Source organism: Paenalcaligenes sp. Me131 (assembly GCF_050487225.1).
Lineage (GTDB): Bacteria > Pseudomonadota > Gammaproteobacteria > Burkholderiales > Burkholderiaceae_B > Paenalcaligenes.
Map to the genome: position 1 here is coordinate 109,064 of NZ_JBKQGY010000001.1, position 24,254 is coordinate 133,317.

The window sequence follows — 24,254 nt, forward strand, 5'->3', positions numbered from 1 at the left end:
AACAGGAAAACACTTATGCGTATCAGCACTAATCTGTATTTTCAGACAGGCTTGAATTCCGTTAACCGTCAGCAATCACAGTTGATGGAAATCTTCCAGCAAATTGGCAGTGGGAAACGCTCGTTGTCACCCGCGGATGATCCGTTGGCAGCGGCACAAAGTATTACCTTGGCGCAAGCGCAAAGTATGAATAAACGCTTTGCAGAAAACCGCCATGTGGCAACTCGTATGTTGAACGAAGAAGAAAATATTCTGAACTCGTTAACATCGCAGGTGCGTGATGTAAAAACACGTTTGGTGGAAGTGGGTAACGGCACCATGTCGGATGCTGACCGCTCTACATTAGCCAACGTGTTGCGCGATAGCATGGAGTCTTTGTTGGGCTTGGCAAACAGCAAAGACGCGGCAGGTCAGTATTTGTTTTCTGGCAGCCAAGGCAATGTGGCTCCTTATGTGTATGACGGCACTTCTGTTACCTACCATGGCGACGAAGTAGAACGTTTGGTACAAGTAGACCAGACTCGTCAGCTACCTACTAGCAATCACGGTGTAGATGTGTTCTCTCGCGTGACACCTGGTGCTAATGCATTTATTACCGGTGCAGCGTCTACTAACGGTGGTACAGGCGTAATTGCTCAGCCTAGCATTGTGAATCCTAAAGCCGCTCAAAATATGATGAGCTTTGAGGTGCGATTCACGGATAGTGATACCTATGAAGTAGAGGCCAAATACCTTGAGGATGATGGGTCTATTACGACGGTGGTGTCTGATCCGCAGGCGTATACCGTCAATGAAAAAGGCGAAACTATCATTAATCTGCCAGCTGGCAACGATGACTCGGGCATCAGCATATTTTTTGCCGGTAATCCAGTTGCCGGCGATAGCTTTAGCGTAGAGCGCGCAACAGCCACTGCACGTGGCGATTACGATAAAACGGATGTAAACCTGTTTAACACATTGAGCGATTTGATTAATGTGCTAGAGCAACCCTCATCAGGCGATCCCGTCGCGCAGGCTGCGTTGCGTAACCAGCTAAATGGTGCCATGCAGCGTTTGGATATTAACTACGACAATATTTTGACAGTACGTGCCTCGGTAGGGGGGCGTATGAATGAGATCGCGGCGTTGAATGACAACGGTACCTTGCAAGCTTTGCACTTAAGCAAAGAGTTGATTCGTATCGAAGATCTGGATTACTACACCGCCTCTTCACAGTTGGAACAACGTAGTGCGGCATTGGAAGCGGCTGTGTTGGCTTTCAAAAAAATCCAAGGTGCAAGTTTGTTGGCGATGAGAGCAGGCTAATTACTTATCGTCATCAGTGTGTTGGTTCGTAGTGGCAGTTGACTATCTAAACTGGGTAAACGCAGATGTTATTCAAAAATATTAAAATCAAAACGGGTGCTACCGTTTTGCTGGCAGGGCTGTTCTTGTCAGCATTACTGATTGCCATACTGGGGCTGTATTTTCATGCACAAAGTCTGGCTGCTTTACAGCAGTTGGCAGGCGGTAGCGTGAATGCATCCGCCCTGAAAACACATTTGCAGCAAGCGGAAGGCCTGTACCAGGTGAGCATGTACTGGGCTATTGGCTTTGGCGTGTTAACCGTCATTCTCGCAATCTTGATGTACCAGTATTTATCCGTGCGGGTGGTTCGTCCTTTGCACCAAGTGATGCAGCATTTTGAAAGCATGGCTGCTGGCGATTTGAGCCAACGTGTAGTGGTGAAAACCGATAACGAAATGGGCAGCATGTTTTCGGCCCTGCGTAGATTGCAAGACGCGTTGATTCGTATGGTGAGCGCTGTACGTAACGGTATGGATGAGATCAGTGCTGGCTCTATAGACATTGCGGACGGCAACCGTAATCTGAGTGATCGCACCAGTGACCAAGCCGCCGCTTTGCAACAAACCGCAGCCAGCATGGGGCAACTTGCAGGTACAGTACGTCAGAATGCTGATAACGCTCACCAAGCAAACCAACTGGCTGCTACAGCATCCGACGTCGCGCAACGTGGTGGTAAAGCAGTAGGTGAAGTGGTGGCTACGATGCAAGGCATTTCTGCTAGCTCCAGCAAAATTGCGGATATCGTGGGTGTGATTGATAGCATTGCGTTCCAAACGAACATCTTGGCGCTGAATGCGGCGGTAGAAGCAGCGCGTGCAGGTGAGCAAGGTAGAGGGTTTGCTGTCGTAGCTTCTGAGGTTCGTGCATTGGCACAGCGTAGCGCACAAGCCGCCCGTGAAATTACGGCATTGATTGATGACTCCGTATCCAAAGTCAGCGAAGGTTCCGGTCAGGTAGAGCGTGCTGGTGCGACCATGCAAGAAATTGTGGATTCGGTGAAACGCGTGACTGACATCATGGGTGAAATCACAGCGGCAACGATTGAGCAGTCGTCCGGTATTGATCAGATCAACCGTGCTGTGGGCCAGATGGATGAGGCCACACAATACAACTCACGCTTGGTAGAGCAAACCGCCAGAGCCGCGACCACGTTGAATGCAGAGCTTAAACATGTGCAAGACGCCGTGACCAGTTTCAGATTGCCTGAGTCCGAAGTGATTGATATTGCGGCTCGCCAAGTGCGCGCAAAGCAGGCTAGAAAGGTACAGAGCAATACCGAACACCGTTCTGCAGCAGCAACGGGTACTGCAGGTAAACAGCTAACTTCTGCTCGCGCAGCTAGCAGTGCAGCGGCAGCACACAACGGTGCTACCTCTGGCTTGCCTAAGAAAAGCAGCAGTGCAGCCGCTAACGATATGACCTTATTGCGTCCTGATTTGAGCGGTACTAAAAAAGCGCAAAACAGTGACGATGATTGGGTGGAGTTCTAAAACGTGAAATCGTTGTGGCGTGCATCTTTAGTGGCGTTAACGCTGATGCTGGTAGCTTGTTACAGCACAGGTAATGCGTATAACAGTAATACGGCATGGTTAGAGCCTGGCGTAACCACGGTAGCCGATGCACGTTTAGGGTTAGGGGCTGCGCCGGTGACGGTGTACCCTCAACCTGACGGTGGCTCTATACAAGTCTGGCACTCCAGCCGTGCGTTGGTGCCTGATGCGATTTATATGGAACGTGACCTCTGGTTAGAGTTCGGTCCAGATCAGGTGTTACGCCAGATATTGCGCCGTTCTACCAGCTAGTAAACCCGTTATACACATAGCAAAAAGCACGCCTATTCTGCGTGCTTTTTTATTGGGACTGCTGTGCCTCTACGACTTTAGGTTCATCGTGGAAAAACAGCTTTTATGCTAGGGTACGCATAGGTGGATAGTCCATGACTTCCACGTTTACTCCCTAGGCAGATTACGCTATGTGTTCTCTTTTTGTATCCAAGCCCTCTGCTGTACTGACCACTGGCCAAGAGGCTGTGCGTCAAGGGCTGCAGTCGCTAATACAGCTTTTTAAGCAGTATCCCCCTTTTAACAGTTTGTCGGCAGAAGAAATGCTGCAGTTGTTAAAACGTGGGCAACTGGTGTTTTATGCGCAAGGCGATGTAATAGCCTCGCCCGCTCAGGGCATGTGCGAGCGTTTATGGATAGTACGTCAGGGGATGGTCCGTATCGCCAGTGTGGAGTCGGATGCGGCAGGGCAATGCTCTGAAAAGCAGGTGATAGGCATGTTGGGGGTGGCAGACTGCTTTCCGTTGGGAGCACTCATGGGAGAGCGACCTACCAGCCGTTTGTATGTGGCGGCCGAAGATGTGTTCTGTGTGCAGATAGACAAAACCGATTTTCTGCACGTGCTACACCAGTCAGAAAGCTTACGTCATTTTGTTTTTAAGGGCGTGAGCAGCTTATTTGGGCAGTTGTACGAACAAACGCGTACCAGTGCTTACGAACGTAATGCGGTAGGTGCGAACCTTAATGCACCACTTGATACATTGTTGTCCCGCGAACCCATTACCTGTACTCCTGAATTGTCGCTACGCGACGTAGTGCGCCACATGCATGAGCAGGGTATTAGTAGCATTGTGGTCATGGAAGGCCAACAGCCTACGGGTATTTTTACCCTGCGTGATTTGCGTAGAATCGTGGCACAAGGCGGTAGCCTAGAGCAGCCTGTAGCGCAGGTGATGAGCACCCAGTTAGTTTCTCTGGGTTTGGAAGCCACGGTGTTTGATGTGGCCTTGATCATGGCTAAACACCGGATAGGGCACGTCTGCATCATCGAGGATGGCCGGTTATATGGTGTAGTGTCCGAACGCGATGTGTTTGCGTTGCAGCGGGTGGATTTGGTCAGTGTATCGCGCAGGCTATACCATGCTGCCACGGTGGATGAGTTGGTATCGGTGTATCGCAGCGTGCAGCCGGTGCTGACGACAATGCAAGCGCATGGCGCTGATGCTATACAGTTAATGGAACTCATTAGTGGGCTACGTGATCACTGTATTAGCCGAGCAATTGCTCTGTGCTTACCGGATCATCCTGCTGTGGATTTCCCCTTTGATTGGATCGTGTTTGGGGCGGGCGCGAGGGGAGAGCAGTGGCTATTTAGTAAGCAGCAAAGTGGCATCGTATTTGATGCCGAGAATGCCGCACAGAGCCTAGAGAAGCAACAAAAACTATTGCCCTTAGCGGCGCAAGTGGTAGAGGTATTGCAGCGCTGTGGTATGCAGTTATGCCAAAGTGAAAAGCTGGCTAGCCATGCCGAGTACTGCCAGTCAGTGCAAGACTGGCAGCAACATATGCAAACGTGGATAGAGACGGGTTCGGCCAGAGACTTATCCAAACAGCAATCGTTGTTGGATCAGCGTTGTGTGTGGGGCAGTGGCGTAGCGTGGGAGCGCTGGCATAGTTTGTGGTTGCAACGTTTGCAAGAGCACGGAGACGCACTGCGACGATTAAAGAAAACCGTATTGCGCTACAGATTACCGTCGGCTGAGCAGTTGCAGCGGTTTTTGGAAAGCGAACAATTCGTGGTGGCAGACCAGGATTTTCGTAAACAGGGTTTGCGTGTACTAACACAAGCGGTGCGTGTGTTAGCGCTGGAACAAGGCTGTAGCGATACCAATACGTTAAAACGACTTAGCTGTTTGGTGCAGCATCAAGAGATTCCTATGGTGTCGGCGCATGCGCTACGCCAAGCGTTTAATTACTTGCACTTGCTTAAGCATCAACAAGAACAAAAAAACAAATTTGAGCCAGAGAAGTCCAGCAAGCTCTCACCACTGGAGAGGCGGCTGTTCCGTGAGGCATTGCGCCAGATTATGCCATTGCGTGAAGCACTAGAAAAATGACCACCACACGCGTTAAAAAATTCTTACAGCGTTATTTGAAAAAGGCAGAGACGGCACCGGATGTGCCGCTACCTTGGCTAAGTCCGTGGGAGCAGCCTTTGCTAGGCACACGGTATTTTGTGTTGGATCTAGAGTCTGATGGCTTACAGCGCAAAAACAACCGTATTTTGTCGGTAGGGGCGATCACAGTCGTAGAGCAGTCACTCTGTTATAGCGAGGCTTTTTATCACGTGCTGCAGCATACCGGTACGTTGCAAGAGGACGCCATGTTGATTCATGGGTTGTCGCCTACGGCGCTAGAGCAGGGTGATAACACGGCAGAAGTATTGCAGGCGCTCTGTGAGCAGGGGCAGCAGAGCGTATGGGTAGGCTTTCATGCGGGGTTTGATGCCTTGTTATTGCAGCAGGCGTTTGAGTCGGTGCTGCAGTGGCCATATGAGCCACAGAGCCTGAATGTAGCCGAATATTTGCCGGCACTATTTCCTGATAAAGCCAGTACTCAGCATAGTTTGGATGACTGGGTGGAGCACTTCGCATTGCAAGGTATAGAGCGTCATAACGCATTAGGTGATGCCATGGTCACAGCAGAGCTACTGCTGATCGCGTTGCGTAAAGCGTCTCAACTAGGATTAACGACGTGGGGTGAAGTGCGGCAGCTACGCCTGCAACAACAAAAAAAGCGTGGCTATTAAATGAATAGAGGCTTAGAAACCAGCCAAGCCTCTGGCCATACGCAGCATGGCGCTGTAACCAGAGTCAAAAAAGCGCATTAAGAAGGGCGTGATCTGCGGGACTACCACAGTTAGCAGCGATAACCCCACTAACAAGCTAATAGGGAAGCCCACCGCAAAGACAGTAAGTTGCTGCGCAGTACGATTCAAAATCCCAAAGGCTAAGTTAATCGTCAGCAACACAATAATCAGTGGCAGAGCCAGCAGTAAGCCGCTAATCATAAGCTGGGCACTCCACTCTAAAAGCACCCCCCAGCCGTTGCTGTTCAGGCTACCCGGTTGTATGGGCAAGATCTCAAAGGTTCTAAACAGCACTTGCAGCATGATGAGGTGGCCGTTGAGCGCTAAAAACACGAGCATGGCGACCAGGTTGAGAATGCGCGATAGTACAGCCGTGTTGGAGCCTGTGGCGGGATCAAAAAACGAAGCAAAGGATAAGCCCATTTGCAGGCCGATGAACTCCCCAGCAGTCTGCACGGCAGCAAACACAATACGCATGATCAAGCCTAGGGCGACGCCTATTAAGACCTGCTGTACGCCTAGCAGCAAAGCCGGGTAGGAGCCTGTAGGCAGTGTAGGCATGTCAGGTAAGCTAGGTGCAATGACTATCGCCATTAGCGCTGCCAAGCCTACTTTTACTTTTTTGGGAACGGCTGACTCACTGAACAGCGGTGCTGTGGCAACTAGCCCTAACAGCCTAAAGAAAGGCCAGATGAAGCTATTAAGCCAAAGGTAGGCTTGTTCAGTGGTGAACTGGATCATGTAGAAGAGCTACTGCACCAAGCCTGGAATAGAGGAGAACAGGTTTTGTATGTAGTCCACCAAGGTGCTGATTAGCCAAGGGCCTAACAGCACAATGGTAACGCCTACGGCCAACAGCTTAGGAATGAATGACAGTGTCATCTCATTGATCTGTGTAGCGGCTTGGAAAATACTGATGGCCAAACCTACGGTTAGCGTGACCAGCAGTAGTGGGCCTGCAATGGTCAGCGCTATTTTCAGTGCCATGTAGGTCATGGTCATGACGGTTTCAGCGGTCATGCTCTTTACCTCAAATATAGAAGCTGCGCGCTAAGGAGCCCAGCAACAAGTTCCACCCGTCTGCTAACACAAAAAGCATGAGCTTAAACGGTAGCGAAATGGTGACTGGCGGCACCATCATCATCCCTAGTGACATCAGTACACTGGCAATCACCAAGTCTATGATGAGAAAGGGGATGAAAATTGTGAAGCCTATCTGAAAAGCCGTTTTCAGTTCACTGGTGATAAATGCTGGCGCTAAGACACGCAGCGGCACATCTGCGGGGGATTCCAGATTGCTGACCCCTGCCATTTCGCTAAACAGTTGTAGATCGGTTTCACGTGTTTGGTGCAGCATGAAGGTTTTCAGGGGCTGACTACCGCGCTCTAACGCTTCAGGAAAGGAGATCTCGGCACGGGAGAGCGGGGCATAGGCTTCTTCGTGTATTTGCTCAAACACGGGCCCCATCGTAAAGAAGGTCAGGAACAGGGCCAGGCCAATTAACACCATATTAGGTGGGGCACTACCCGTACCCATGGCGTTACGCAACAAGCCCAGCACAATCACAATACGTGTGAAGCCTGTCATCAACAACAGGATGGCTGGCAAGAACGACATCATGGTCAGTAAAGCCAAGGTTTCTAGGCTTAATGACCACCGTTGTCCGCCGTCGTCGGTAGGGGTAGTGGTAAAGGCAGGTAGGCTGGCTTGTGCCCAGACATCCAGCGGATACAGATACAGCAGCATAGCGATCAGAGCGCAGCCCGAAAGTAGCCAAGAACGGCGTAAGGGCAGGCGATCAGCCAGCTGATTAAGAGGTTGGATTCTGCTCATGTTGGTGTTGTTGCAGATGGTGTTGAAAACTCTCGGGTGTCGCAGCGGAGGATTCAAAACGATGCAACAAATTGATCTGCTGAGGGGTAACGCCCAGCAGTAGTTTCTGGCCTTCACTTTCTACCAGTAACACCTGCATACGAGGCCCTACACCCTGTTTATCTAGTATGGTAATTAAGGGTTTTTTACCTGCAGGGCGCAAGAGCTTGGTACGTTTGGCCAGCCACCCACCCACTACGATCAGTAGAATGACTGCAATCAGGCTTGTGCTGATTCGTAGTAGGTCGGCTTCGTTCATGGTGCTTATCTGCGCGTATTCAGACGTTGGATACGGTCGGAGGGGGTAATGATATCGGTCACACGTATGCCGTATTTCTCATCCACCACTACAACCTCGCCTTGGGCTATCAAGTAGCCGTTCACGAAAATATCCATAGGCTCACCTGCTAGACCGTCCAACTCTACAACCGAGCCCTGCCCCAGTTGCAGAATGTTTTTGATGGTCAGGCGTGTACGGCCCAGCTCTACCGACAACTGAACAGGAATATCCATGATCATGTCTATGTCGCTGTGGCTGCTACCGCCAGCACCGCTGAGTGGCGGGAAGATCGCGTTAGGTGCACCGCTGTCTGGTTCTGGCGAAGTAGAGGTGGCAGCCGTTTGCTCCGCCAGTGCGGAGGCCCAATCATCATTCAGATTTTCCAGACCAGCCGCTTGGGTAGAGGAGGATTTATCGTCATTCTGACCAGCCAGTTGTTCAGCCATGGCAGCATCCCAGTCTAGCTCGGTGTTGTCGTCAGAAGAAACAGGCTGTGTGGGGTTGTTATTCTGAGGTTCTGTCATGTAAGTTCACTTTTCGGAAATCAGGTTCTGTATAGGTCAGAACTTTTTGTACGCGCAGTGCCATATGCCCATTGGAAGTACCGTATTGGCATTCCATGATGGGTACGCCATCCACGTGTGCAAAGATGCGTTCGGGGATATCAATAGGGAGTACATCGCCCACTTGCAGCTGCATCAATGCGGAAATAGAGGTATGGATTTTCTGGAAATCCGCAACTAGTTCCACATCGGCGCTACGTACTTGGCGTGTCAGTTGTTGGGTCCAGCGCTGATCAATGGCGCTGCTACTGGTGTCTTGCAGAGGGCGCGTCAGTAAGTCGCGTACCGGTTCAATCATGGAGTAGGGCAGGCAAATATTCAGGTTGCCACCTTGTGCGCCAAACTCAATGTTGAACGATGTCACGACGACCAAGTCGTTACCAGAGCTAATGCTGGCGAACTTGGTATGCATTTCTGAACGCACATACTCGTACTCAAGCTTGTAAACGTTTTCCCACGCTTCACAATAGTTTTCCAGCGTGTGCGTGAGCAAACGTTGAATGATGCGCTGTTCGGTGACGGTAAAGTCTCTACCTTCTACGCGAGTGCTGTAACGACCGTGACCGCCGAATAAGCTATCAATAATCAGGAACACCAAGCTGGGGTCAAACGTGAACAGTGAAATACCACGCAACGGCTTGAGATTCACCATGTTCAGGTTACTAGGCACGGGCAAATTACGCTCAAAGTCACTGTATTTTTGTACTTTGATGGTGCCAACAGTAATGTCTGCATTGCGGCGCATAAAGCTGAGCATAGTGCTGCGCAAACGACGAGCAAAGCGTTCGTTGATCAGCTCAAGCGTTTGCATGCGATGTCGGATGACACGCTCGGGCGACGCTAAGTCGTAAGGCCTGACACCGCTGGACGGCAGTTCTTTGCTGGTGTTCTCGGCACCTTCACCGGTGACACCCGCCAGCAGGGCATCGACTTCGTCTTGTGATAAAAAGCTTTGGTACGACATTTACTGGACCACAAAAGCGGTGAATAAAACATTAGCGATGCGCGGTTTTACAGAACTAGGTTCGTAAGGCGCATTCAAAACCATTGTGAGTGCATTCACCAGCTCTTCTCTGCCTTGTGGTGTTTGCACATGGAAAGGGTTTTGAGCTGACAGGGTTTTGAGCACGCGGTCGCGAACCACTGGCATAAATTCACCTAACAACAAACGGGTCTCGTCGTCTTCTACACGCAGCGTCAACGCGGTGTAGAGAATACGTGAGCGCTGACCATCATTTAGGGTGACCGTGAAAGGCTCAAGCGAGGTGAAAATAGGTTTGGGTGCAACAGCCGGTGCTGCCGGTTTAGACGCTGGTTTTTCTTCGTCTTCTGCGGTTTGTTCGGTAGCGTTGGCCTGAGGCGCGGCAAAAAAGGTAATACCCCCTTGTTGCCACGAGTAGTACAAGGTTGCTCCCACGCTGGCTGCAATAATCAGCACGACGATAAGCAAGTTCTTGAGAAAGCGAGAAAACCCAGAGCGCGCTGGGCGACGGCGTGGTCGCTCAACGGGAGTAGTCGCTGATGAGGATGCGTTTTTGGAGCGAACTGTAGTAGAAGTAGCCATAGTAACAATGTCGCGCGAAATTCTGTGTCGCAGCAAAAAAAGCCCTAGGACATTGTGCCCCAGGCGGTCAATTCAAATGCAGTGGAATAAGGCAGGTATTGCCGTCTTAATCCACTCTTTATGGTGTGCTAAGTAAAGGCGTTAGGTTTGGGGAGCCTTACGCAAAGGTGTCAATTAAGGCATCCGGTATAGCTCGTCGAACAGCTGGAGCAATGGTCTCGGTGGTGGCAGAGGATCGACCGTGTAAGAGATCATCAAAGCGGCTGGACGATGCAGAGTTGGTGCCTGAACCATCATCGTGTTGCTGAGCGAAAAAACCTTGATCGGAAGGCTGATCGCTGACATCGGCCTGACCCAGAGATAATCCGTTTTGTGCCAAAGCCTGCTGCAGTTGTGGCAACGCTTGTTCTACTGCCTGACGTACATTGGCATGTGCCGATACGATGTAGGCATGGGCAATGTTGTCACTGAGCTTTAAGCTGATACGCAACGGGCCAAGTTCAGGTGGGTCCAGTCGCAGTTCAGCATGTTGAACGCCTTGTCTTGAGAAGCTCAACATGGTTTTACTGAATTCCTGTCCCCATGAGGCAGAGTCTAACGGCTGATTCAAGCTGGCTTGTAGCACAGGCGAGGTACTTGGGGCGGCGGCTGTAGTAATAGACGACGCGGTATTCGTGATAGCAGTGGTAACAGCAGGAATATCCAGAGTATGAACCGCTGTTTCAACTTGTGTATTAGGCAGCGTGTTCGTTGCTGCAGGCAAGGAGGTTAATACCGCTTTGACGGTGTCTGTATTGCTAGCCTGCTTAGCAGCGACGTGTGCGGTGCTGAGTAGTGATGCTGCCGATACTGTTTTGACCGTGGCGGGTTTAGCCAGGTCTGCCATGGCTACCGTCTCAGTGTCTAGGGACGTGTCCGTGCTGCGTACAGCAGGTATAACGGGTGCTGCCACTGTTGCTGTAGTGGTTTGCGGGCTACGTAGATCAGAGACACGTTTTGCCGCAGGTTGAACAGCGGTATGCAGACGTGTTTCGGCGCTTTGTAGCAGCGTGTCAGTAAGCAGATTGCGAGGCTCAGATGTGCCGTGTTCTGTGCCTTCAGTTGCTACCTGTTGAGGGCGTAACCCTTGCTGTATGCTGGCGGACTCCGCTGCAATAAACAGTGTCGTTGCAATCAGGCTTAACGCCGAGTCGGTGTCGTCGTCAGCGTGAGAGGATGGCTCAGAGACTGACTCGTTTTTGTGTTTGTTAAAAGGCAGTTGACCGGGTGTGGCTAGTACGGCGTCCGTTGCTGTGTCGCTGCCGTCAGCCCCCTCGTGCTGCGAAGCCAATACCGACGCAAAACTATCTGCGTCGGCGCTGGGTTGTGCAGCGGCGGTGGGGGGCGCACTGGCTGGAACGGGAGTAACCAGAGTAAGAGCCTGTGTAGTCATAACTGCCTCGGACTAATTGGTAGGGTGTAAACGCTGGAATAAAGCTGCTGAAAACTCATCGTTTAGGCGTTGCTCTTGGCGCGCTTGTGTACGCTGCCATTCGGCCTGACGACGAGCATGCAAAGTTTCATAAGCATGTAGGCGTTTCTTTTCTTCTAGCCACAGTGCTTGTTCTTTGCCGATTTTTTCTGACAACTGACCCAATATAGTATTTTGCTGCTGAATGGCTTCATCCAAAGTGCCGATGAAGCGTTGAAAATTCATGTAGTTCGACATGGCAACACCATTTTGGCCAGCCTCAAGCAAACGTTGGGCATAGTCTTGGCGGTATTCATGCAGCATGTTGAGCTGTTGTTGAGCGGCGTTATGGCTTTGGTTTAGCGCAGCCAAGCGTTGAGCGACCTCGTCACGGCGATGCTCGCTAAGCTCAATTAGCATAGAGAGAGAGTGCTGCGGTTTCATAGGCTATTGCTCCCGGAGTTCAGGACAGTACGTAGCAGGGCAACGGAGTCGTTGTAATCCACTTGTTCGTTAACGTCCTGTTTAAGAAAACTCTCCAACCACGGGAAGCGATCTATAGCTTCATCAATGGCTGGGTCATTACCTTTGGTGTAAGCACCTACTGCAATCAGGTCATGATTGCGTTGATAGCGGGAAATCAGCCCTTTGAAACGGTGCACGCACTGTATTTGCTCAGGCGGCACGACGGCAGACATCACGCGTGAAATGGAGGCCTCTATATCAATAGCAGGGTAGTGGCCGGTTTCGGCTAGGCTTCTGGATAGCACAATGTGGCCGTCCAAAATGGCACGAGCGGAGTCAGCAATAGGGTCTTGCTGGTCGTCGCCTTCGGTCAGCACGGTATAGAACGCGGTAATAGAGCCTGCTTTACCTTGTTGGTTCACAGCACCATTACCAGCGCGTTCCACCAGTGCGGGTAGCTTGGCAAAGACAGATGGGGGGTAGCCTTTGGTGGCTGGTGGCTCGCCGACGGCCAAGGCAATTTCCCGCTGCGCCATGGCATAACGCGTGAGAGAGTCCATGATCAGCAACACGTGTTTGCCTTGATCGCGGAAATACTCAGCAATACGTGTGGCGTACACCGCGCCTTGTAGGCGCAATAAGGGGGAAACGTCAGCTGGAGCGGCAACCACAACAGCACGTTTCAGGCCTTCAGGCCCAAGGTTGTGTTCGATAAACTCTTTAACTTCTCTACCGCGTTCACCAATCAGGCCCACCACAATAATATCGGCTTGGGTGTATCGCGCCATCATGCCTAGCAGCACACTTTTACCTACCCCTGAGCCTGCAAAAAGCCCCATACGCTGGCCTCGGCCTACGGTCAGTAAGGCGTTGATTGCTTTGACGCCTACGTCTAGCACTGTATCAATGGGGGCTCGTGCTAAGGGGTTAATCAACTCAGTGTGCAGGCTCGCCGTTTTTGCGGTAGACGGTTCAGCAAAACCATCTAATGCTCTACCCGATGCATCCAGTACGCGGCCTAATAAGTGATCGCCTACGGGGAGGTGGTGAGTGATGGCGGGTGGTGGCGGTGGTGTGGTTTGGCCATCTTTAGGCAGCGCAATGGGAGCGTCATAGCTGGCCTCTAAAGGCAGTACACGCGCACCAGGCGTTAACCCAGCGGTATCGCCTTGAGGCATCAGAAACAGTTTGCCGCTTTCAAACCCCACCACTTCGGCATCCGCCCATAGCCCTTGAGCAGAAGACAGTTCAATGCGGCATGCCGAACCTACCGGTAAACGCAGCCCCGTTGCTTCGATTACCAATCCGGTTGCGCGCACCACACGGCCGCTATACAACAAGGGGTCGGTAGACTCTACACGCAAGACCGCATTTTGCAGTTGGGCTTGCCAGCGAGAGGGAAGGGAGGCTGGCTGCGTGCTCATGATAGTTCCAGTGTGCTCGCTTCGGGGGTCGCTAGGTTCAGCGTATGAATAGCTCTATGCCAGCGCGTTTCTAAGGTGGCATCTATATCGCCCAACGCGGTACGTACACGGCAACCGCCAGCGGTGATGCTGTCATCGTCCAATACGCGCCAAGAGGGTAGGTGTTCTTGTCGTTGCAGGTAATCGTGTACCAAGGCGTGATCGCGTGGGCTCACATAAATGGTGATACCGCTTTGGTCATCCATGTTGGATTCCAACAGCGTACGTATGAGCTGCGGGAGCTGCTCGGGTTGTGATGCCAAGGAGTGTTGAACCACGTGACTGGCAATGCGCACGGCGGTATTCAGTAGTGCTTCACCCATTTCGCCATACAGGTTTTCTAGATGGCTTTGGGTACTGCTTAATAGCGTGCTTAATTGTTCGGCTTGTTGGTGGGCCAGATGCTGGCCTTCAGAGAAACCTTGCTCTTTGCCTTGGGCTAGGCCTTCTGCGTGACCTTTTTGTTTGCCTTCCGCTAACCCCTCAGTTACCCCTTGTTCGTGGCCTTTTGCGTAACCATCTTGGTAGCCTTCTGCGTGGCCGCGTTGCACAGCGGCTTGGCGCAGTTGTTCAATCTCGGCCATGAGTTGGGCCACATCCGGCATGGCAGGCTTGGCCGTGTCATCGCGTTTACGCTGTTTGGCGGCGAGCTCAGGTAGCTCAAACGCCTGCATTTCCCAGCGTTGCCAATGACCGTAGGGGGAGGAGGGGGCGTGATCAGACATACTCGTCGCTTCCTAAGCCGCCCAATGTGATTTGACCGCTCTCGGCCAGACGACGCGCCACTTCCACAATGGCTTTCTGCTCTTGTTCCACCTTGGACATACGTACAGGGCCTTGAGCATCCAGATCTTCGCGCAGCATATCGGCGGCGCGGTTGGACATGTTTTTGAAGAATTTGTCGCGCAGCTCGTCGGTAGCACCTTTCAGTGCGATGGTCAGCGATGCAGTTTCTGTTTCTTTGAGGATGAGCTGGATGGCGGTGTCTTCAATGTCGGCCAAGTTATCGAAGACAAACATTTCTTCTACGATACGGTCGGTCAGATCATTATCAATACCACGCAAGCTCTTGATCACCGACTCTTCGTCGCTGGCGCTCAGGTAGTTCAGAATCTCAGCAGCAGTACGAGTACCACCCATTTTGCTGCGCTTAGCGCCTTGACCAGACAGCATGCCATTTAACACTTCGGTTAATTCGTGCAGAGCATTAGGCTGTACACCACCAAAGGTTGCAACACGCAGAATGACGTCGTCACGTAAACGCTCAGGGAGTTCTGTCAGAATATCGGCAGCACGATCACGCTCCAAATGTACCAAAATGGTGGCAATAATCTGAGGGTGTTCGTCGCTAATCAGTTCGGCAACGCTGTGGGCATCCAGCCAGTTCAGTGCATCTATCCCGCTGCTAACGCCATCGCCGGCCTCTAGGATATCTTCGATTAAGCCTGCGGCTCTGTCTGTACCTAGTGCTTTATTGAGTACCGAACGAATGTACTCGTTGGAATCCAGCGTGACCGCCATAAACTGATCGGCTTCTTGTCTGAACTCTTCCAAAATAGAGTCCATGTCGGCACGGGTCAGTTGTTTTAGGCTAGCCATAGCGGAGCCCAGTTCCTGCACCTCTTTGGGATTCAGGAACTTGAACACTTCTGCGGCGGCATCTTCGCCTATGGCCATCATGAGGATGGCACTTTCTCTCAATTTATTATCCGCGCTTTTCATCTTTATTTTCTTTGCTCATCCAACTGCGCAATACCATGGCTACGGCTCGTGGGTCTTGCTCAGCCATAGAGCGTGCGGTGCTCAGGTTGTCTTCATAACGATTGATTTCAGTGGCTCGGTCTTGGGCCAATTGCTGGCGCTCCAAGTCTTGCTCTTGTTCGGCACGACGGGCTTCTGCTTGCGCAGAGGCTTGGATAAACCCTTGGATGATGGGGTTGACCACAATGCGCCAAAACACAAAGAACAGTACCGCTAACAACAGATATTTAATGAGGGACATGCCTAGCTCTAGATAGTCGTTGTTTTTCCAGAAAGGAACAGAGGTATCGGGTACATCACTGAAACGGCTGTTTACTACGCTGATACTGTCGCCACGGTCTACAGAAAAGCCCACGGCTTGCTTAACAAGCTCACGAATGTTTTCTAATTCGTTTTCGTCTAAGGCCACCAGTTCGCCTTGGTCTAGGCGGTAGTTCACCACTACAGCAACTGACAAGCGTTTTAACTGACCATTGGGGCCTTTGATGTGGCTAATGGTGCGGTCTACTTCATAGTTGGTGGTAATGTCACGGCGCGCATTACCGGTAGCAGAGACCTCTCTGGCTTGCTCGTTTAAATTGCGCAAGCTGTTTTGCTGAGGGTCTTGTTGGGTTGCTGCTGTGGTGGCATCAGCAGCCGCTTCAGGCGTAATGATCGGGGCTACAGGATCAACTGGGGGCTGGTTACTGAGTGCGCCCGGTACACCTTCGGCAGGCAAGCTATTGTTGTTGATGGAGGTGCTGCTTTGCTCGCTGCGTACAGCGGCTTCACCGGGGCGTTGGTTAGGTCGGTAGATTTCCGAGGTTTCTTCACGCTTGGCAAAATCCATGTCGGCACTGACCTGGGCTCGTACGTTGCCAGGGCCCAGAATAGGGTTCAGCAGCGTCAAAATGCGTTGTACAGAGCGGTGCTCAATATCGTTAACCAGATTTTGCTGTTGGCTATTCATGCCGCCTTCACCAGCAGGCATGGTCAGCAGTCTGCCGTTTTGGTCTACCACAGACACATTCTGAGCATTCAGGTTTGGCACACTAGAGGATACCAACCACGTGATGGCAGACACTTGGTCTTCGCCCAAATTGCGACCGGGGTACAGGCTTAATAGTACCGAGGCGGTGGGCTCTTGTCGGTCACGCACAAACAGCGTTTCCCGAGGGATTGCCAAATGCACACGAGCTTCTTGTACGGCGTGTAGAGCTTGAATAGAGTTGGCAAGCTCACCTTCTAGTGCGCGTTGGTAGGTCACTTGCTCGGTGAATTGGCTGGCACCAAAACGAGATTGGTCTAACAGTTCAAAACCTACGTTGCCGGCTTTAGGCAGCCCTTGGCTGGCCAGTTGCATACGGGCCTCAGGTACTTGTGCCTGTGGCACCAGAATAGCGGTGCCGTTATCTGAGAACTGATAGGGAATATTGAGTTGCGTGAGTGCGTTCACAATGGCACCGCCATCGCGATCATCCAAATTAGAGAACAACACACTGTAGTCGGGTTTGCGAGCCCACATGGCTGCAACCGCAACCAGAGCAATCATGGCAGCAGCAATACCCAACTGCAGAGGTCGGGGAAGGGCCATGATTTTAGAAAAACCGGGAACGCGCGAAAAAATCTGCACTGCCTGATTCACGACAGATTACCTCATCTTAATGCATCGCGATGTCGCGACAGGACTGTGCGGGAGTAGTAGATACGGCCATGTAAAAACATGAAAACGAGAATGACATTAATAAATGCAACGATAAAAGTCGGGGCTTATACCGGCATGCTGGCGATCTCTTGGTAAGCCGCGACTAAGCGGTTACGCACTTGAACCGTGGTTTGGAAAGCAACGCTAGCGGTTTGCATATCAATCATGACATCGTTTAGAGCAATGCCAGGTACACCGGCCTCAAACGCTTTGGCTTGATCTTGAGCTTGATTTTGCATGGCTGACAGGCGTTGCAGAGAACGTGACAGTTCGGCTGCAAAACCGGATTCGGTAGAGCTGGCCTGATGGGCGCTGGCAGGGCGATTGCCTGCAACGTCGCTAAGGGCCTGCATTTTTGCCAAGACAGACTCTAGGCTGGAAAGCATGGAGGTAGACATTTAAAACTCGTCCAAAGTGGTGCACGGAACCCATTGTCATAATGAGTCGATTACACAGCCTACTGTACCTGTGTACGCACTAAGGCAAGCGGTGTATCTACCGCCAAAAAAGTGGGCTTTTCAAGCCTTATGGTTTTTGTCAGATGGGGTGAGGGGTTGAATGTCTAGGTTTTCAATGCTGTAGACCCATGCCAGTAGCTCGGCCACAACTTGATAAAGCTGCGGCGGAATATGGGCATCCAGATCGACTTGCATCAGTAAACTGACGAGTTCACGAGACTCATGTATGTGCAGCCCATTTGCTTCGGCAGTTTGGATAATGGTTTCAGCAATGTTGCCGTAGCCTTTAGCGACTACCTTGGGAGCCGGGTCGTGCGCATCGTAGCGTAAGGCGACGGCGCTAGGGCGCAATGGCGGTGAGAAAATTTTATCCGTCATGGTGCTCAGAGGCGGGTGGCGGTAATGGGGTGTCTTGTAGGCTAAGCGTGTGCAGGTTGAAGCCTAATGCGGAAAGCCTGTCTTGTAGGGCAGGTAAATGCGCGTTTAAGGAGTCATGGCCATCTGGTGCGGTAATGCGTAGGGATAGCTGTTTATCCACTAAGGTTAACGCCACCTCAACCGTGCCTAGCAAGGGCAGTTGCATGCGTAAATGGCTATCCCATTGTTGACTACTGACAGTGCGTTTGTGATTGGCTGAGCCTTCGTGTTGTTGCTTGCGTTGAATTAGCCAGTCCAGCGGCACATTTTGCCACGCCTCACCGCGCCATTGGAATTGCTGGTTGGCCAGTACTTCCAGTTGCTGGCGTATGAGCAATGCCTGCGGAGAGTCGCTACTATCTGCAGCGGCTAGCGTGGCACTGGTGTGTGCGGTAGGTGCAGAGCTGGTCTCGGGCTTGGCCTGCTGTGCGCGTTGTGATGTGTTCTGTGCCGTGTCGTTAGCTAACTGGTTTTGTGGTTGCTGTGTGAGGGTATGCAGCGAACCTTGGCCAAAGGCAAAGCGAGCAAGCTGTGCTTCATAGAACATGCCGCTGTGCTGAACGGTTTGCTGTAGCCCCTTCAAGAAGGTTTGCGCTAATGCTGTGGTGTCTAGCTGTTGCAGCAGCGTTGTAGAAGCAACGGCTGGGCGCATGAGTTGTGTGCTAGCGGCAGGTTGTTCGGTAGCGGGTGACGAGGGGGAAGGCTGCGCCTGGGGCGAGCTTACCGTATGCGAACGTGCTTGCGAGAGAGCAGCCTGCAGTAGGGTGCGCAGGTCACCATTGTTTACCAACGGTTGGCGTCCCTGTAGCCCTTGTTTGACCTCTGGGTAGCGATCAATGATTTGCAAAATGGTTTGCGCGGCTCTACCCAGAGTGGTGGGGGCGGATTTGGTTGCTGAAGTGCTGGTGTGTCGCAGTAGCGATTCTATCGCTGCTTGCCTATTTAGGCTGACATCTTGTTTAAGCTGTTGCTGTTTGCCTTGTTGCGCATGGCGAGTGGCCTGCTCCACGCTTTGCTGTGGGTGGCGAGACGTCGTGTTTTCACTGCGTTGATTGCGCTCTGGGTGCTGCGTTTGGCTGACGGCATCCGGTCTAGCACCCGAGCTGATGTTGCTTTGTTGGCCAAGGGTATTACCCAGTGCCGCATCTAGACGCTGTATCAGTAGAGTGCCTAGAGGGGAGTGACCACCTATGCTCATAGATGACTAGCGGTGTTGGGGTAGTACGTTTGTAGAATGTTTTGTTGGCGTTTCATGTTGCCTAGAAGCTTATCCAAACGTTTTAGTTCAGGTGTGGCTAGGTGGCGTATTTGAGCATCGTCTTCAAGTATGCGTGATAGCAGTTCGCGTCTGGCTTCGCGGTCGCTGCTCGTTAGCGCATCCATCGTGCGCAAGCAATCTACCGCTTCAATGTAGCGTTCGCTGAGTGTAAACACCTCATCCCAAGCATTAAGCTGTGCTTGTTGCAGCATGCTGCTGGTGATGTTTGCAATAGTTTCGTACTGTTGCAGTAGGGTGGGGTTGTTGGTGCTCATGATGGTAGTGCTCGGTGTAGAAGTGCCTGTCAACAGAGGGGTAGCCTCTTTAGGCGCGTTGTGGATCAACAGCGGTAACCCAAGCTTGCCCAAGCTCTTCTAGTAGCTTGTCAGCGGTATCGAGTTTGGTGCGGTCAGCATCCAAGTTTGCACGTAGTAAATGGTGCAGAATAATGTCGTAAGCAGCGATGAGGTTTTGTGCAACCTCACCACCTTTTTCGGTGTTTACGGCCGTTTTTAAGCCGCTGTCAACAATGTCTATAGCTTTAGAAATAGCCTTGCCTCGTTCGGCAATGTTGTTTTTCTCAAAATGCAGTTTGGCTTGAAGTATGGCGGCTCTAGCCCCCTGAAACAATAAAGTGATCAGGCGTTCTGGGGAAGCGCTAAGAACTTCTGTTTCCAGACCTATATTGGCATAGGTCTGTACCGAGCGTTGGCCGTAGCCGCGTCTAGTGGGGGCGTAAGTCATAACTATTTCTTGTCGTTCATATTGCCAAGCATGGACAACTGCTGGCTGAGGTAGTCGCTGATGCCGCCCATTTGGCTCATCATTTTGTCCAAGTTGGAGAATTGCTTTCTATAGGCTTCCATCGTGGTTTCGATGCGAGCCTCAGCAACTTTCATTTGTTTATCAATATCTTTGATGCTTTTGGTGATGTTGTCATTGGTGACAGCGAGCAAACCGTCTTTTTTCTTTAAGTAGGTTTCGGTGCTGTCTACCAGACGCTGCCCAATACCCTCTTTGCCTGAGAACAGGCGAGCGAGATCCTGGCTGTTATCTTTTAGGGCGGCATCCAGTTTCTTCTGGTCTACCTCCATCATACCTGTGCTGAGGTTGATGGTGATCCCCGCTTGCGACAGGTTGCGCACTTCACCGGTACTGAGGTTGTGGCTAATGGCATTACGTATATCAGATTGAATACGTCGAGGCAGTGCTTCACCGGTTAAGGCGCTACCTTGCTGGGCATCCAGGTCGTATTTGGTTTGTGACGCAATGGTACTGATGACATTGTTGTAGGCAGTCACAAACTCTTGGATGGTTTTGTTGGTGGCAGCGTCATCACGCGATAAGGCAAGACGGGTAAGTTTGCCATTTTCGCTACCAGCAGTGGTTTGGTTTAGCGTAAGGGTCACACCCTCTACCGCATTTTCAACCGTATTGCTCTGGCTGGTGATCTCGATGCCATCAATCGTGAGCTCAGCGTTTTGGGCTTTTCGCTCGATGTAAGAGTTAGTGTTGTTATCCGCGTCAAAACCTAGAAAGTCGTTTAGTTGTTCGTTGTCTTTGACTTCAATTTTGCTAACGGCGTTACCTACACCGGTTTTGGTAGAACTAATGACCAGATGGGTTTGGCCGTCACCCGCATTAATCATCGTAGCGCTAATGCCCAGTTTGGGGTCGCTGTTGATGGCCTTCACCATGCCTTCCATGGTGTTGTCAAAACCGGCTAAGTCTACTTCGTGTGTGTCGCCATTTTCCATGGTGACACTAATCTTGCCGCCTTCTTGATCACTAAGTACTCTCTCGCGATCATCCGTTTTGGTAAGGCGTTGGGAAGTAGCGAGGTTTTTGATCTCTATTTCGTAGGAGCCTGGAATGGCGTTACTGTTTGCTTTTGCTGTGACAGCATCATTAGAGGCGGTAAATTTGAATGCGCTGAAAACATCAGGATCAGCCAGCTTTTTACCTGCGCCTTGCAAACTATCTAAGGAGCCTTTTAATACGCTGTAGCCAGATAGGCGTGCTTCAGCCGCCGTTTTACGGTTCTGAATAAGCGCTAGTGACTGGTTTTCTACCTTGCGCAGGTCAGCCAGAATTTTGTCTACCGGTAGGCCTGAGCCTACACCAACGGATGAAATTGCCATGAATCGAGCTCCTTGTTCTGTATTGTGCCTGAGTCAGTCTGTTTACAAAGCGACTGTTAGCGTGCCTAAAGTTCCTTAGATCAATGGTTTCGCTACCATTTATGCCGTAGTGCTGATGCCTTTGCCTTGGAATTGAGCAATCATTTTGGCGACTGCCATGACTGCTTCAGAGGGGACTGTGCGAATCACTTCACCACTGTCGTTGTCCACGATAGAGAGCACGATGCGCTGCGTGTCAGGGTCTATGTCAAAGCGCAAGCCCGTAGACCATGCCTGCATATCTTGATTCAGCGTTTCTAACGCTTTATCGAGTGTGCTTTTCTCCCACTCAGACTCATAAGCAGTAGGTTTGCCAAAAGGAGTAGGGTGTTTATCAGCCGTGGATTTCTCGGTGGCTGCTGATTCAGTCACGGTGACCGCTGCATCAACCTCTGTCACGGCATCCGACTCCAGACTTTGCTGAGCGGAAGTTAACGCCGTTGAGGAAAGCGATAAGGTGTGTCCTGTAGGGTTGATCATGCGATGTCTCCGATCCGGGACGGTTAGCACAGGGCAAGCATGAGGGCTGCCAGTAAAGGTATAAGGAATCTATAGGGCTTAACGGATCACAGCGAAGAATCTTTAGCGGCCCTTAAAGGGCAATGGCAGAGCTAATGATGCGAATAGGCGTGAAAATCTGCGCTTGATTCATAGACCTCAAATGTGGTGTAGGCCTGAGAATAGCTAAATTATGTGTAAGCATTCCCGGATCTATCACACATGACCGCATCAGAAAACGCTTTGATCGAGAAGTATGCGCCGCTCGTAAGACGACAGGCGCTTCTGCTCGTGTCGCGTCTGCCGTCCAGCGTAGAGCTGGATGATCTTATCCAGGCCGGTATGATCGGCTTGCTGGATGCCGTTAGGCGTTATCAAGTGATGGTAGAGGCTCAGTTTGAGACTTATGCTGTGACCCGTATACGCGGCGCTATGGTCGATGAGTTACGCAGCCAAGACTGGTTGCCTCGTAGTGTGCGTACCAAAGCACGCCAAATTGATAATGCCGTCACTGTACTGCGCCAGCAGTTAATGCGCGAGCCACTAGAGTCTGAAATCGCAGAGCAGTTAGATCTCACTATCGATCAGTATTACCAACTGCTAGAAGAAGCCAGCGGCGTGCAAGTGTTGCACTACGAGGACTTAGCACGACGCGAAGAAGGAACGGGCGACGCCTTAGAGTTTCTTTCGGGGGGCGCAAAGCCGTCTTCACCTTTGGAAAACCCGCTGTCACAGCTAGAGTCGCAAGCGTTACGTGGTGCGTTGATATCGGCTATTGATCAGTTACCAGAACGCGAAAAACTACTGTTGTCGTTGCAGTTCGAGCAAGACCTGAATCAAAAAGAAATAGCGATGGTGATGGAAGTCACTGAGGGTAGGGTGTCGCAATTGCGCAGTCAGGCTATTGCCCGCATTCGTGCGGCGCTATCGCGAGAGCAATGGGAGTACTCCCCCGGTAGTGTGGAGTACTCCGCATTGCTGTAATGCGGTCGCATTACTATTTCTTCATGGCCGCTTCTAAGGCGTTAGCCAACTCTACTACAGACGCTGCATAAAAGTAGCTGCGGTTGTAGTGGGTAATGGAAAAGAAGCTAGGGGTGGCAACGCGGTACTCAACGGTTCCGCGAGGCTCATCCACCAAATTCACAATACCCAACGGTACAGATGCCAGTGCGCCAGGGGCTGGTTGGTTAGGGTAGAGCGTGTTCCAGTTCAGCGTGGCTTCTAGTCCGCCTGTTACCAAGCTATCTGGTTGTGCGGGTAGCGCTACATCTAAAAAGGCAGGTTGGCCTACCACCCAGCCGTGTTCTAACAAAAAGTTGGCAATAGAGGCGCTGACATCAGCAATAGAATCGTGCAAATTAATGTTGCCGTTGTTATCACCATCTTTGGCGTAACGCAGCAAACTGCCCGGCATAAATTGTGGCAAGCCCATTGCACCGGCAAACGACCCCTCAACAGTGCTGGCATCCAATATACCGGCTTGGTGTAGGTAAATTAGGTCTGCCAGTTGATTGCGGAAAAGCTCGCCGCGTTCTGGACGGCTATCGTCGGGGTAGCTAAAGCCTAAGGTGCTCAGCACTTCCAGCACATTGAAGTCGCCCGTGTATTTACCATACAGCGTTTCTACACCAATGATGGCAACTAATATAGAAGCAGGCACACCGTATTGTTGTTCGGCTTTGGCCAAGGTTTCGGCATGGTTGCGCCAGAATGTGACGCCTTCACGTATGCGAATAGGCTCTACAAAGCGATTGCGGTAGGTGACCCAGCTTTTTTTGATGCGACCTTTGCTAGGCGCCATCAGTTTGGCTGCGGTGGCATTGTATTTGGCCTGTTGCAAGAGAGAAGTGGTCAAGGCAACAGGGATTTGACGCTGGGCCTCTAGTGCTTGCGCCCACTCTAAAGCCCAAGGCTGCAGTGTGCCGTCGGCGCGTACTGGCGGTTGGCGTCTGGCAGCGCTGGAGCTCCCCGCATTTAAATCTTCATAAATAACGAGCTCGCGATGATCCGAGTTCACCGTGGTAACGGGGGAGGCGGGGGCGCTCACGCTAGAGGGCGTAGCAGCAGTATCGGTTGCAGGAGTGGAGTGCGGTGAGGCACAGCCCGTTAACAGGGCGAGTAATAGGCAGCTTCGTAGAATAGTCACGGCGATAGGCATGATGGCGGTTCCTTCAAGACCCACTATGTTACTGGTTTTGCGTGACGACTGTATATGTCGAAACCGTAAAAGTTCGGTACTGACATTGTGAGTAAAACTGCAGTCATTGTGATAATTTTGCAGTATAAGCGCTGCAGATTTAGGTATAGTGATAGGTTGGGTATGGTGATTTGCAATCACTC

27 protein-coding genes are annotated in these 24,254 nt (G+C 51.4%); 6 read left to right on the top strand and 21 right to left on the bottom strand.

What is annotated here, in order from left to right; genetic code table 11:
* The first annotated feature begins 15 nt into the window (after positions 1–15).
* From flgL to ACLPHM_RS00570, 5 genes are all read left to right on the top strand, one after another.
* Positions 16–1,305 carry a flagellar hook-associated protein FlgL gene (flgL, locus tag ACLPHM_RS00550; RefSeq protein WP_430219343.1) on the top strand — a complete coding sequence of 430 codons (1,290 nt, stop codon included), beginning with the start codon at positions 16–18 and terminating at the stop codon, positions 1,303–1,305.
* A 65-nt stretch (positions 1,306–1,370) separates the two neighbouring features.
* Positions 1,371–2,837: a methyl-accepting chemotaxis protein gene (locus tag ACLPHM_RS00555; RefSeq protein ID WP_430219344.1), complete on the top strand. Its 1,467-nt coding sequence runs from the start codon at positions 1,371–1,373 to the stop codon at positions 2,835–2,837.
* A gap of 3 nt (positions 2,838–2,840) precedes the next feature.
* Positions 2,841–3,149, top strand: coding sequence for a hypothetical protein (locus ACLPHM_RS00560; protein WP_430219345.1), 309 nt, complete (start codon positions 2,841–2,843; stop codon positions 3,147–3,149).
* Between the two features lie 170 nt (positions 3,150–3,319).
* Positions 3,320–5,245 carry a DUF294 nucleotidyltransferase-like domain-containing protein gene (locus tag ACLPHM_RS00565; protein WP_430219346.1) on the top strand — a complete coding sequence of 642 codons (1,926 nt, stop codon included), beginning with the start codon at positions 3,320–3,322 and terminating at the stop codon, positions 5,243–5,245.
* Entirely contained in the window at positions 5,242–5,937 is a 696-nt protein-coding gene (locus tag ACLPHM_RS00570) for a 3'-5' exonuclease (RefSeq protein WP_430219347.1), read from the top strand. The genes ACLPHM_RS00565 and ACLPHM_RS00570 overlap by 4 nt, the downstream gene beginning before the upstream one ends.
* A gap of 12 nt (positions 5,938–5,949) precedes the next feature.
* Here the strand turns inward: ACLPHM_RS00570 and fliR are convergent, their stop codons facing one another.
* The 20 genes from fliR to ACLPHM_RS00670 form a co-directional block, all read right to left on the bottom strand.
* Complete coding sequence (fliR, locus tag ACLPHM_RS00575; RefSeq protein ID WP_430219348.1) at positions 5,950–6,738, bottom strand: flagellar biosynthetic protein FliR; 789 nt, start codon at positions 6,736–6,738, stop codon at positions 5,950–5,952.
* A 9-nt stretch (positions 6,739–6,747) separates the two neighbouring features.
* Entirely contained in the window at positions 6,748–7,017 is a 270-nt protein-coding gene (fliQ, locus tag ACLPHM_RS00580) for a flagellar biosynthesis protein FliQ (protein ID WP_430219349.1), read from the bottom strand.
* Positions 7,018–7,027: 10 nt separating this feature from the next.
* A complete protein-coding gene (gene fliP, locus ACLPHM_RS00585; protein ID WP_430220728.1) occupies positions 7,028–7,744 on the bottom strand; it encodes a flagellar type III secretion system pore protein FliP in 717 nt (238 codons plus the stop codon).
* Between the two features lie 64 nt (positions 7,745–7,808).
* Positions 7,809–8,129 (bottom strand): FliO/MopB family protein, encoded by a 321-nt coding sequence (locus ACLPHM_RS00590; protein WP_430219350.1) that lies wholly within the window; start codon positions 8,127–8,129, stop codon positions 7,809–7,811.
* A gap of 5 nt (positions 8,130–8,134) precedes the next feature.
* Positions 8,135–8,674 carry a flagellar motor switch protein FliN gene (gene fliN, locus ACLPHM_RS00595; RefSeq protein ID WP_430219351.1) on the bottom strand — a complete coding sequence of 180 codons (540 nt, stop codon included), beginning with the start codon at positions 8,672–8,674 and terminating at the stop codon, positions 8,135–8,137.
* Complete coding sequence (gene fliM / locus ACLPHM_RS00600) at positions 8,655–9,677, bottom strand: flagellar motor switch protein FliM (protein WP_430219352.1); 1,023 nt, start codon at positions 9,675–9,677, stop codon at positions 8,655–8,657. The genes fliN and fliM overlap by 20 nt, the downstream gene beginning before the upstream one ends.
* Complete coding sequence (locus tag ACLPHM_RS00605; protein ID WP_430219353.1) at positions 9,678–10,277, bottom strand: flagellar basal body-associated FliL family protein; 600 nt, start codon at positions 10,275–10,277, stop codon at positions 9,678–9,680.
* Between the two features lie 157 nt (positions 10,278–10,434).
* Positions 10,435–11,709, bottom strand: a complete 1,275-nt coding sequence (locus ACLPHM_RS00610) for a flagellar hook-length control protein FliK (protein WP_430219354.1) — start codon at positions 11,707–11,709, stop codon at positions 10,435–10,437.
* Positions 11,710–11,721: 12 nt separating this feature from the next.
* Positions 11,722–12,171 (bottom strand): flagellar export protein FliJ, encoded by a 450-nt coding sequence (gene fliJ, locus ACLPHM_RS00615; RefSeq protein ID WP_430219355.1) that lies wholly within the window; start codon positions 12,169–12,171, stop codon positions 11,722–11,724.
* On the bottom strand, positions 12,168–13,616 hold the full coding sequence (gene fliI, locus ACLPHM_RS00620; RefSeq protein WP_430219356.1) for a flagellar protein export ATPase FliI: 1,449 nt from the start codon (positions 13,614–13,616) through the stop codon (positions 12,168–12,170). The genes fliJ and fliI overlap by 4 nt, the downstream gene beginning before the upstream one ends.
* On the bottom strand, positions 13,613–14,380 hold the full coding sequence (locus ACLPHM_RS00625) for a flagellar assembly protein FliH (protein WP_430219357.1): 768 nt from the start codon (positions 14,378–14,380) through the stop codon (positions 13,613–13,615). The genes fliI and ACLPHM_RS00625 overlap by 4 nt, the downstream gene beginning before the upstream one ends.
* A complete protein-coding gene (fliG, locus tag ACLPHM_RS00630; protein ID WP_430219358.1) occupies positions 14,373–15,377 on the bottom strand; it encodes a flagellar motor switch protein FliG in 1,005 nt (334 codons plus the stop codon). Before fliG ends, ACLPHM_RS00625 begins: the two co-directional genes overlap by 8 nt.
* Entirely contained in the window at positions 15,361–17,040 is a 1,680-nt protein-coding gene (fliF, locus tag ACLPHM_RS00635) for a flagellar basal-body MS-ring/collar protein FliF (protein WP_430219359.1), read from the bottom strand. Before fliF ends, fliG begins: the two co-directional genes overlap by 17 nt.
* Before the next feature lie 125 nt (positions 17,041–17,165).
* A complete protein-coding gene (gene fliE, locus ACLPHM_RS00640; protein WP_430219360.1) occupies positions 17,166–17,498 on the bottom strand; it encodes a flagellar hook-basal body complex protein FliE in 333 nt (110 codons plus the stop codon).
* A gap of 120 nt (positions 17,499–17,618) precedes the next feature.
* Entirely contained in the window at positions 17,619–17,936 is a 318-nt protein-coding gene (locus ACLPHM_RS00645; protein ID WP_430219361.1) for an EscU/YscU/HrcU family type III secretion system export apparatus switch protein, read from the bottom strand.
* A complete protein-coding gene (gene fliK, locus ACLPHM_RS00650) occupies positions 17,926–19,173 on the bottom strand; it encodes a flagellar hook-length control protein FliK (RefSeq protein WP_430219362.1) in 1,248 nt (415 codons plus the stop codon). Before fliK ends, ACLPHM_RS00645 begins: the two co-directional genes overlap by 11 nt.
* The gene (locus ACLPHM_RS00655; RefSeq protein WP_430219363.1) at positions 19,170–19,508 is read right to left on the bottom strand and encodes a flagellar protein FliT; all 339 of its coding nucleotides are present in this window, start codon (positions 19,506–19,508) and stop codon (positions 19,170–19,172) included. Before ACLPHM_RS00655 ends, fliK begins: the two co-directional genes overlap by 4 nt.
* A 49-nt stretch (positions 19,509–19,557) precedes the next feature.
* The gene (gene fliS, locus ACLPHM_RS00660; protein WP_430219364.1) at positions 19,558–19,977 is read right to left on the bottom strand and encodes a flagellar export chaperone FliS; all 420 of its coding nucleotides are present in this window, start codon (positions 19,975–19,977) and stop codon (positions 19,558–19,560) included.
* A 2-nt stretch (positions 19,978–19,979) separates the two neighbouring features.
* Entirely contained in the window at positions 19,980–21,374 is a 1,395-nt protein-coding gene (gene fliD / locus ACLPHM_RS00665; protein WP_430219365.1) for a flagellar filament capping protein FliD, read from the bottom strand.
* 99 nt (positions 21,375–21,473) lie between these two features.
* Positions 21,474–21,893 carry a flagellar protein FlaG gene (locus ACLPHM_RS00670; protein WP_430219366.1) on the bottom strand — a complete coding sequence of 140 codons (420 nt, stop codon included), beginning with the start codon at positions 21,891–21,893 and terminating at the stop codon, positions 21,474–21,476.
* A 240-nt stretch (positions 21,894–22,133) separates the two neighbouring features.
* On the opposite strand from ACLPHM_RS00670, the gene ACLPHM_RS00675 reads away from it, so the two are divergent.
* Positions 22,134–22,895 carry an RNA polymerase sigma factor FliA gene (locus tag ACLPHM_RS00675; protein WP_430219367.1) on the top strand — a complete coding sequence of 254 codons (762 nt, stop codon included), beginning with the start codon at positions 22,134–22,136 and terminating at the stop codon, positions 22,893–22,895.
* 13 nt (positions 22,896–22,908) lie between these two features.
* Here ACLPHM_RS00675 and mltB read toward each other — a convergent pair whose 3' ends face one another.
* Entirely contained in the window at positions 22,909–24,072 is a 1,164-nt protein-coding gene (mltB, locus tag ACLPHM_RS00680) for a lytic murein transglycosylase B (RefSeq protein ID WP_430219368.1), read from the bottom strand.
* Positions 24,073–24,254 lie beyond the last annotated feature (182 nt).

Bases quoted from the DNA above. Each gene is read 5' to 3' on its own strand.
- flgL (WP_430219343.1), top strand. From the start codon at position 16: ATGCGTATCAGCACTAATCTGTATTTTCAGACAGGCTTGAATTCCGTT.
- ACLPHM_RS00555 (WP_430219344.1), top strand. From the start codon at position 1,371: ATGTTATTCAAAAATATTAAAATCAAAACGGGTGCTACCGTTTTGCTG.
- ACLPHM_RS00565 (WP_430219346.1), top strand. From the start codon at position 3,320: ATGTGTTCTCTTTTTGTATCCAAGCCCTCTGCTGTACTGACCACTGGC.
- ACLPHM_RS00570 (WP_430219347.1), top strand. From the start codon at position 5,242: ATGACCACCACACGCGTTAAAAAATTCTTACAGCGTTATTTGAAAAAG.
- fliR (WP_430219348.1), bottom strand. From the start codon at position 6,738: ATGATCCAGTTCACCACTGAACAAGCCTACCTTTGGCTTAATAGCTTC.
- fliQ (WP_430219349.1), bottom strand. From the start codon at position 7,017: ATGACCGCTGAAACCGTCATGACCATGACCTACATGGCACTGAAAATA.
- fliP (WP_430220728.1), bottom strand. From the start codon at position 7,744: ATGCTGCTGTATCTGTATCCGCTGGATGTCTGGGCACAAGCCAGCCTA.
- ACLPHM_RS00590 (WP_430219350.1), bottom strand. From the start codon at position 8,129: ATGAACGAAGCCGACCTACTACGAATCAGCACAAGCCTGATTGCAGTC.
- fliN (WP_430219351.1), bottom strand. From the start codon at position 8,674: ATGACAGAACCTCAGAATAACAACCCCACACAGCCTGTTTCTTCTGAC.
- fliM (WP_430219352.1), bottom strand. From the start codon at position 9,677: ATGTCGTACCAAAGCTTTTTATCACAAGACGAAGTCGATGCCCTGCTG.
- ACLPHM_RS00605 (WP_430219353.1), bottom strand. From the start codon at position 10,277: ATGGCTACTTCTACTACAGTTCGCTCCAAAAACGCATCCTCATCAGCG.
- ACLPHM_RS00610 (WP_430219354.1), bottom strand. From the start codon at position 11,709: ATGACTACACAGGCTCTTACTCTGGTTACTCCCGTTCCAGCCAGTGCG.
- fliJ (WP_430219355.1), bottom strand. From the start codon at position 12,171: ATGAAACCGCAGCACTCTCTCTCTATGCTAATTGAGCTTAGCGAGCAT.
- fliI (WP_430219356.1), bottom strand. From the start codon at position 13,616: ATGAGCACGCAGCCAGCCTCCCTTCCCTCTCGCTGGCAAGCCCAACTG.
- ACLPHM_RS00625 (WP_430219357.1), bottom strand. From the start codon at position 14,380: ATGTCTGATCACGCCCCCTCCTCCCCCTACGGTCATTGGCAACGCTGG.
- fliG (WP_430219358.1), bottom strand. From the start codon at position 15,377: ATGAAAAGCGCGGATAATAAATTGAGAGAAAGTGCCATCCTCATGATG.
- fliE (WP_430219360.1), bottom strand. From the start codon at position 17,498: ATGTCTACCTCCATGCTTTCCAGCCTAGAGTCTGTCTTGGCAAAAATG.
- ACLPHM_RS00645 (WP_430219361.1), bottom strand. From the start codon at position 17,936: ATGACGGATAAAATTTTCTCACCGCCATTGCGCCCTAGCGCCGTCGCC.
- fliK (WP_430219362.1), bottom strand. From the start codon at position 19,173: ATGAGCATAGGTGGTCACTCCCCTCTAGGCACTCTACTGATACAGCGT.
- ACLPHM_RS00655 (WP_430219363.1), bottom strand. From the start codon at position 19,508: ATGAGCACCAACAACCCCACCCTACTGCAACAGTACGAAACTATTGCA.
- fliS (WP_430219364.1), bottom strand. From the start codon at position 19,977: ATGACTTACGCCCCCACTAGACGCGGCTACGGCCAACGCTCGGTACAG.
- fliD (WP_430219365.1), bottom strand. From the start codon at position 21,374: ATGGCAATTTCATCCGTTGGTGTAGGCTCAGGCCTACCGGTAGACAAA.
- ACLPHM_RS00670 (WP_430219366.1), bottom strand. From the start codon at position 21,893: ATGATCAACCCTACAGGACACACCTTATCGCTTTCCTCAACGGCGTTA.
- ACLPHM_RS00675 (WP_430219367.1), top strand. From the start codon at position 22,134: ATGACCGCATCAGAAAACGCTTTGATCGAGAAGTATGCGCCGCTCGTA.
- mltB (WP_430219368.1), bottom strand. From the start codon at position 24,072: ATGCCTATCGCCGTGACTATTCTACGAAGCTGCCTATTACTCGCCCTG.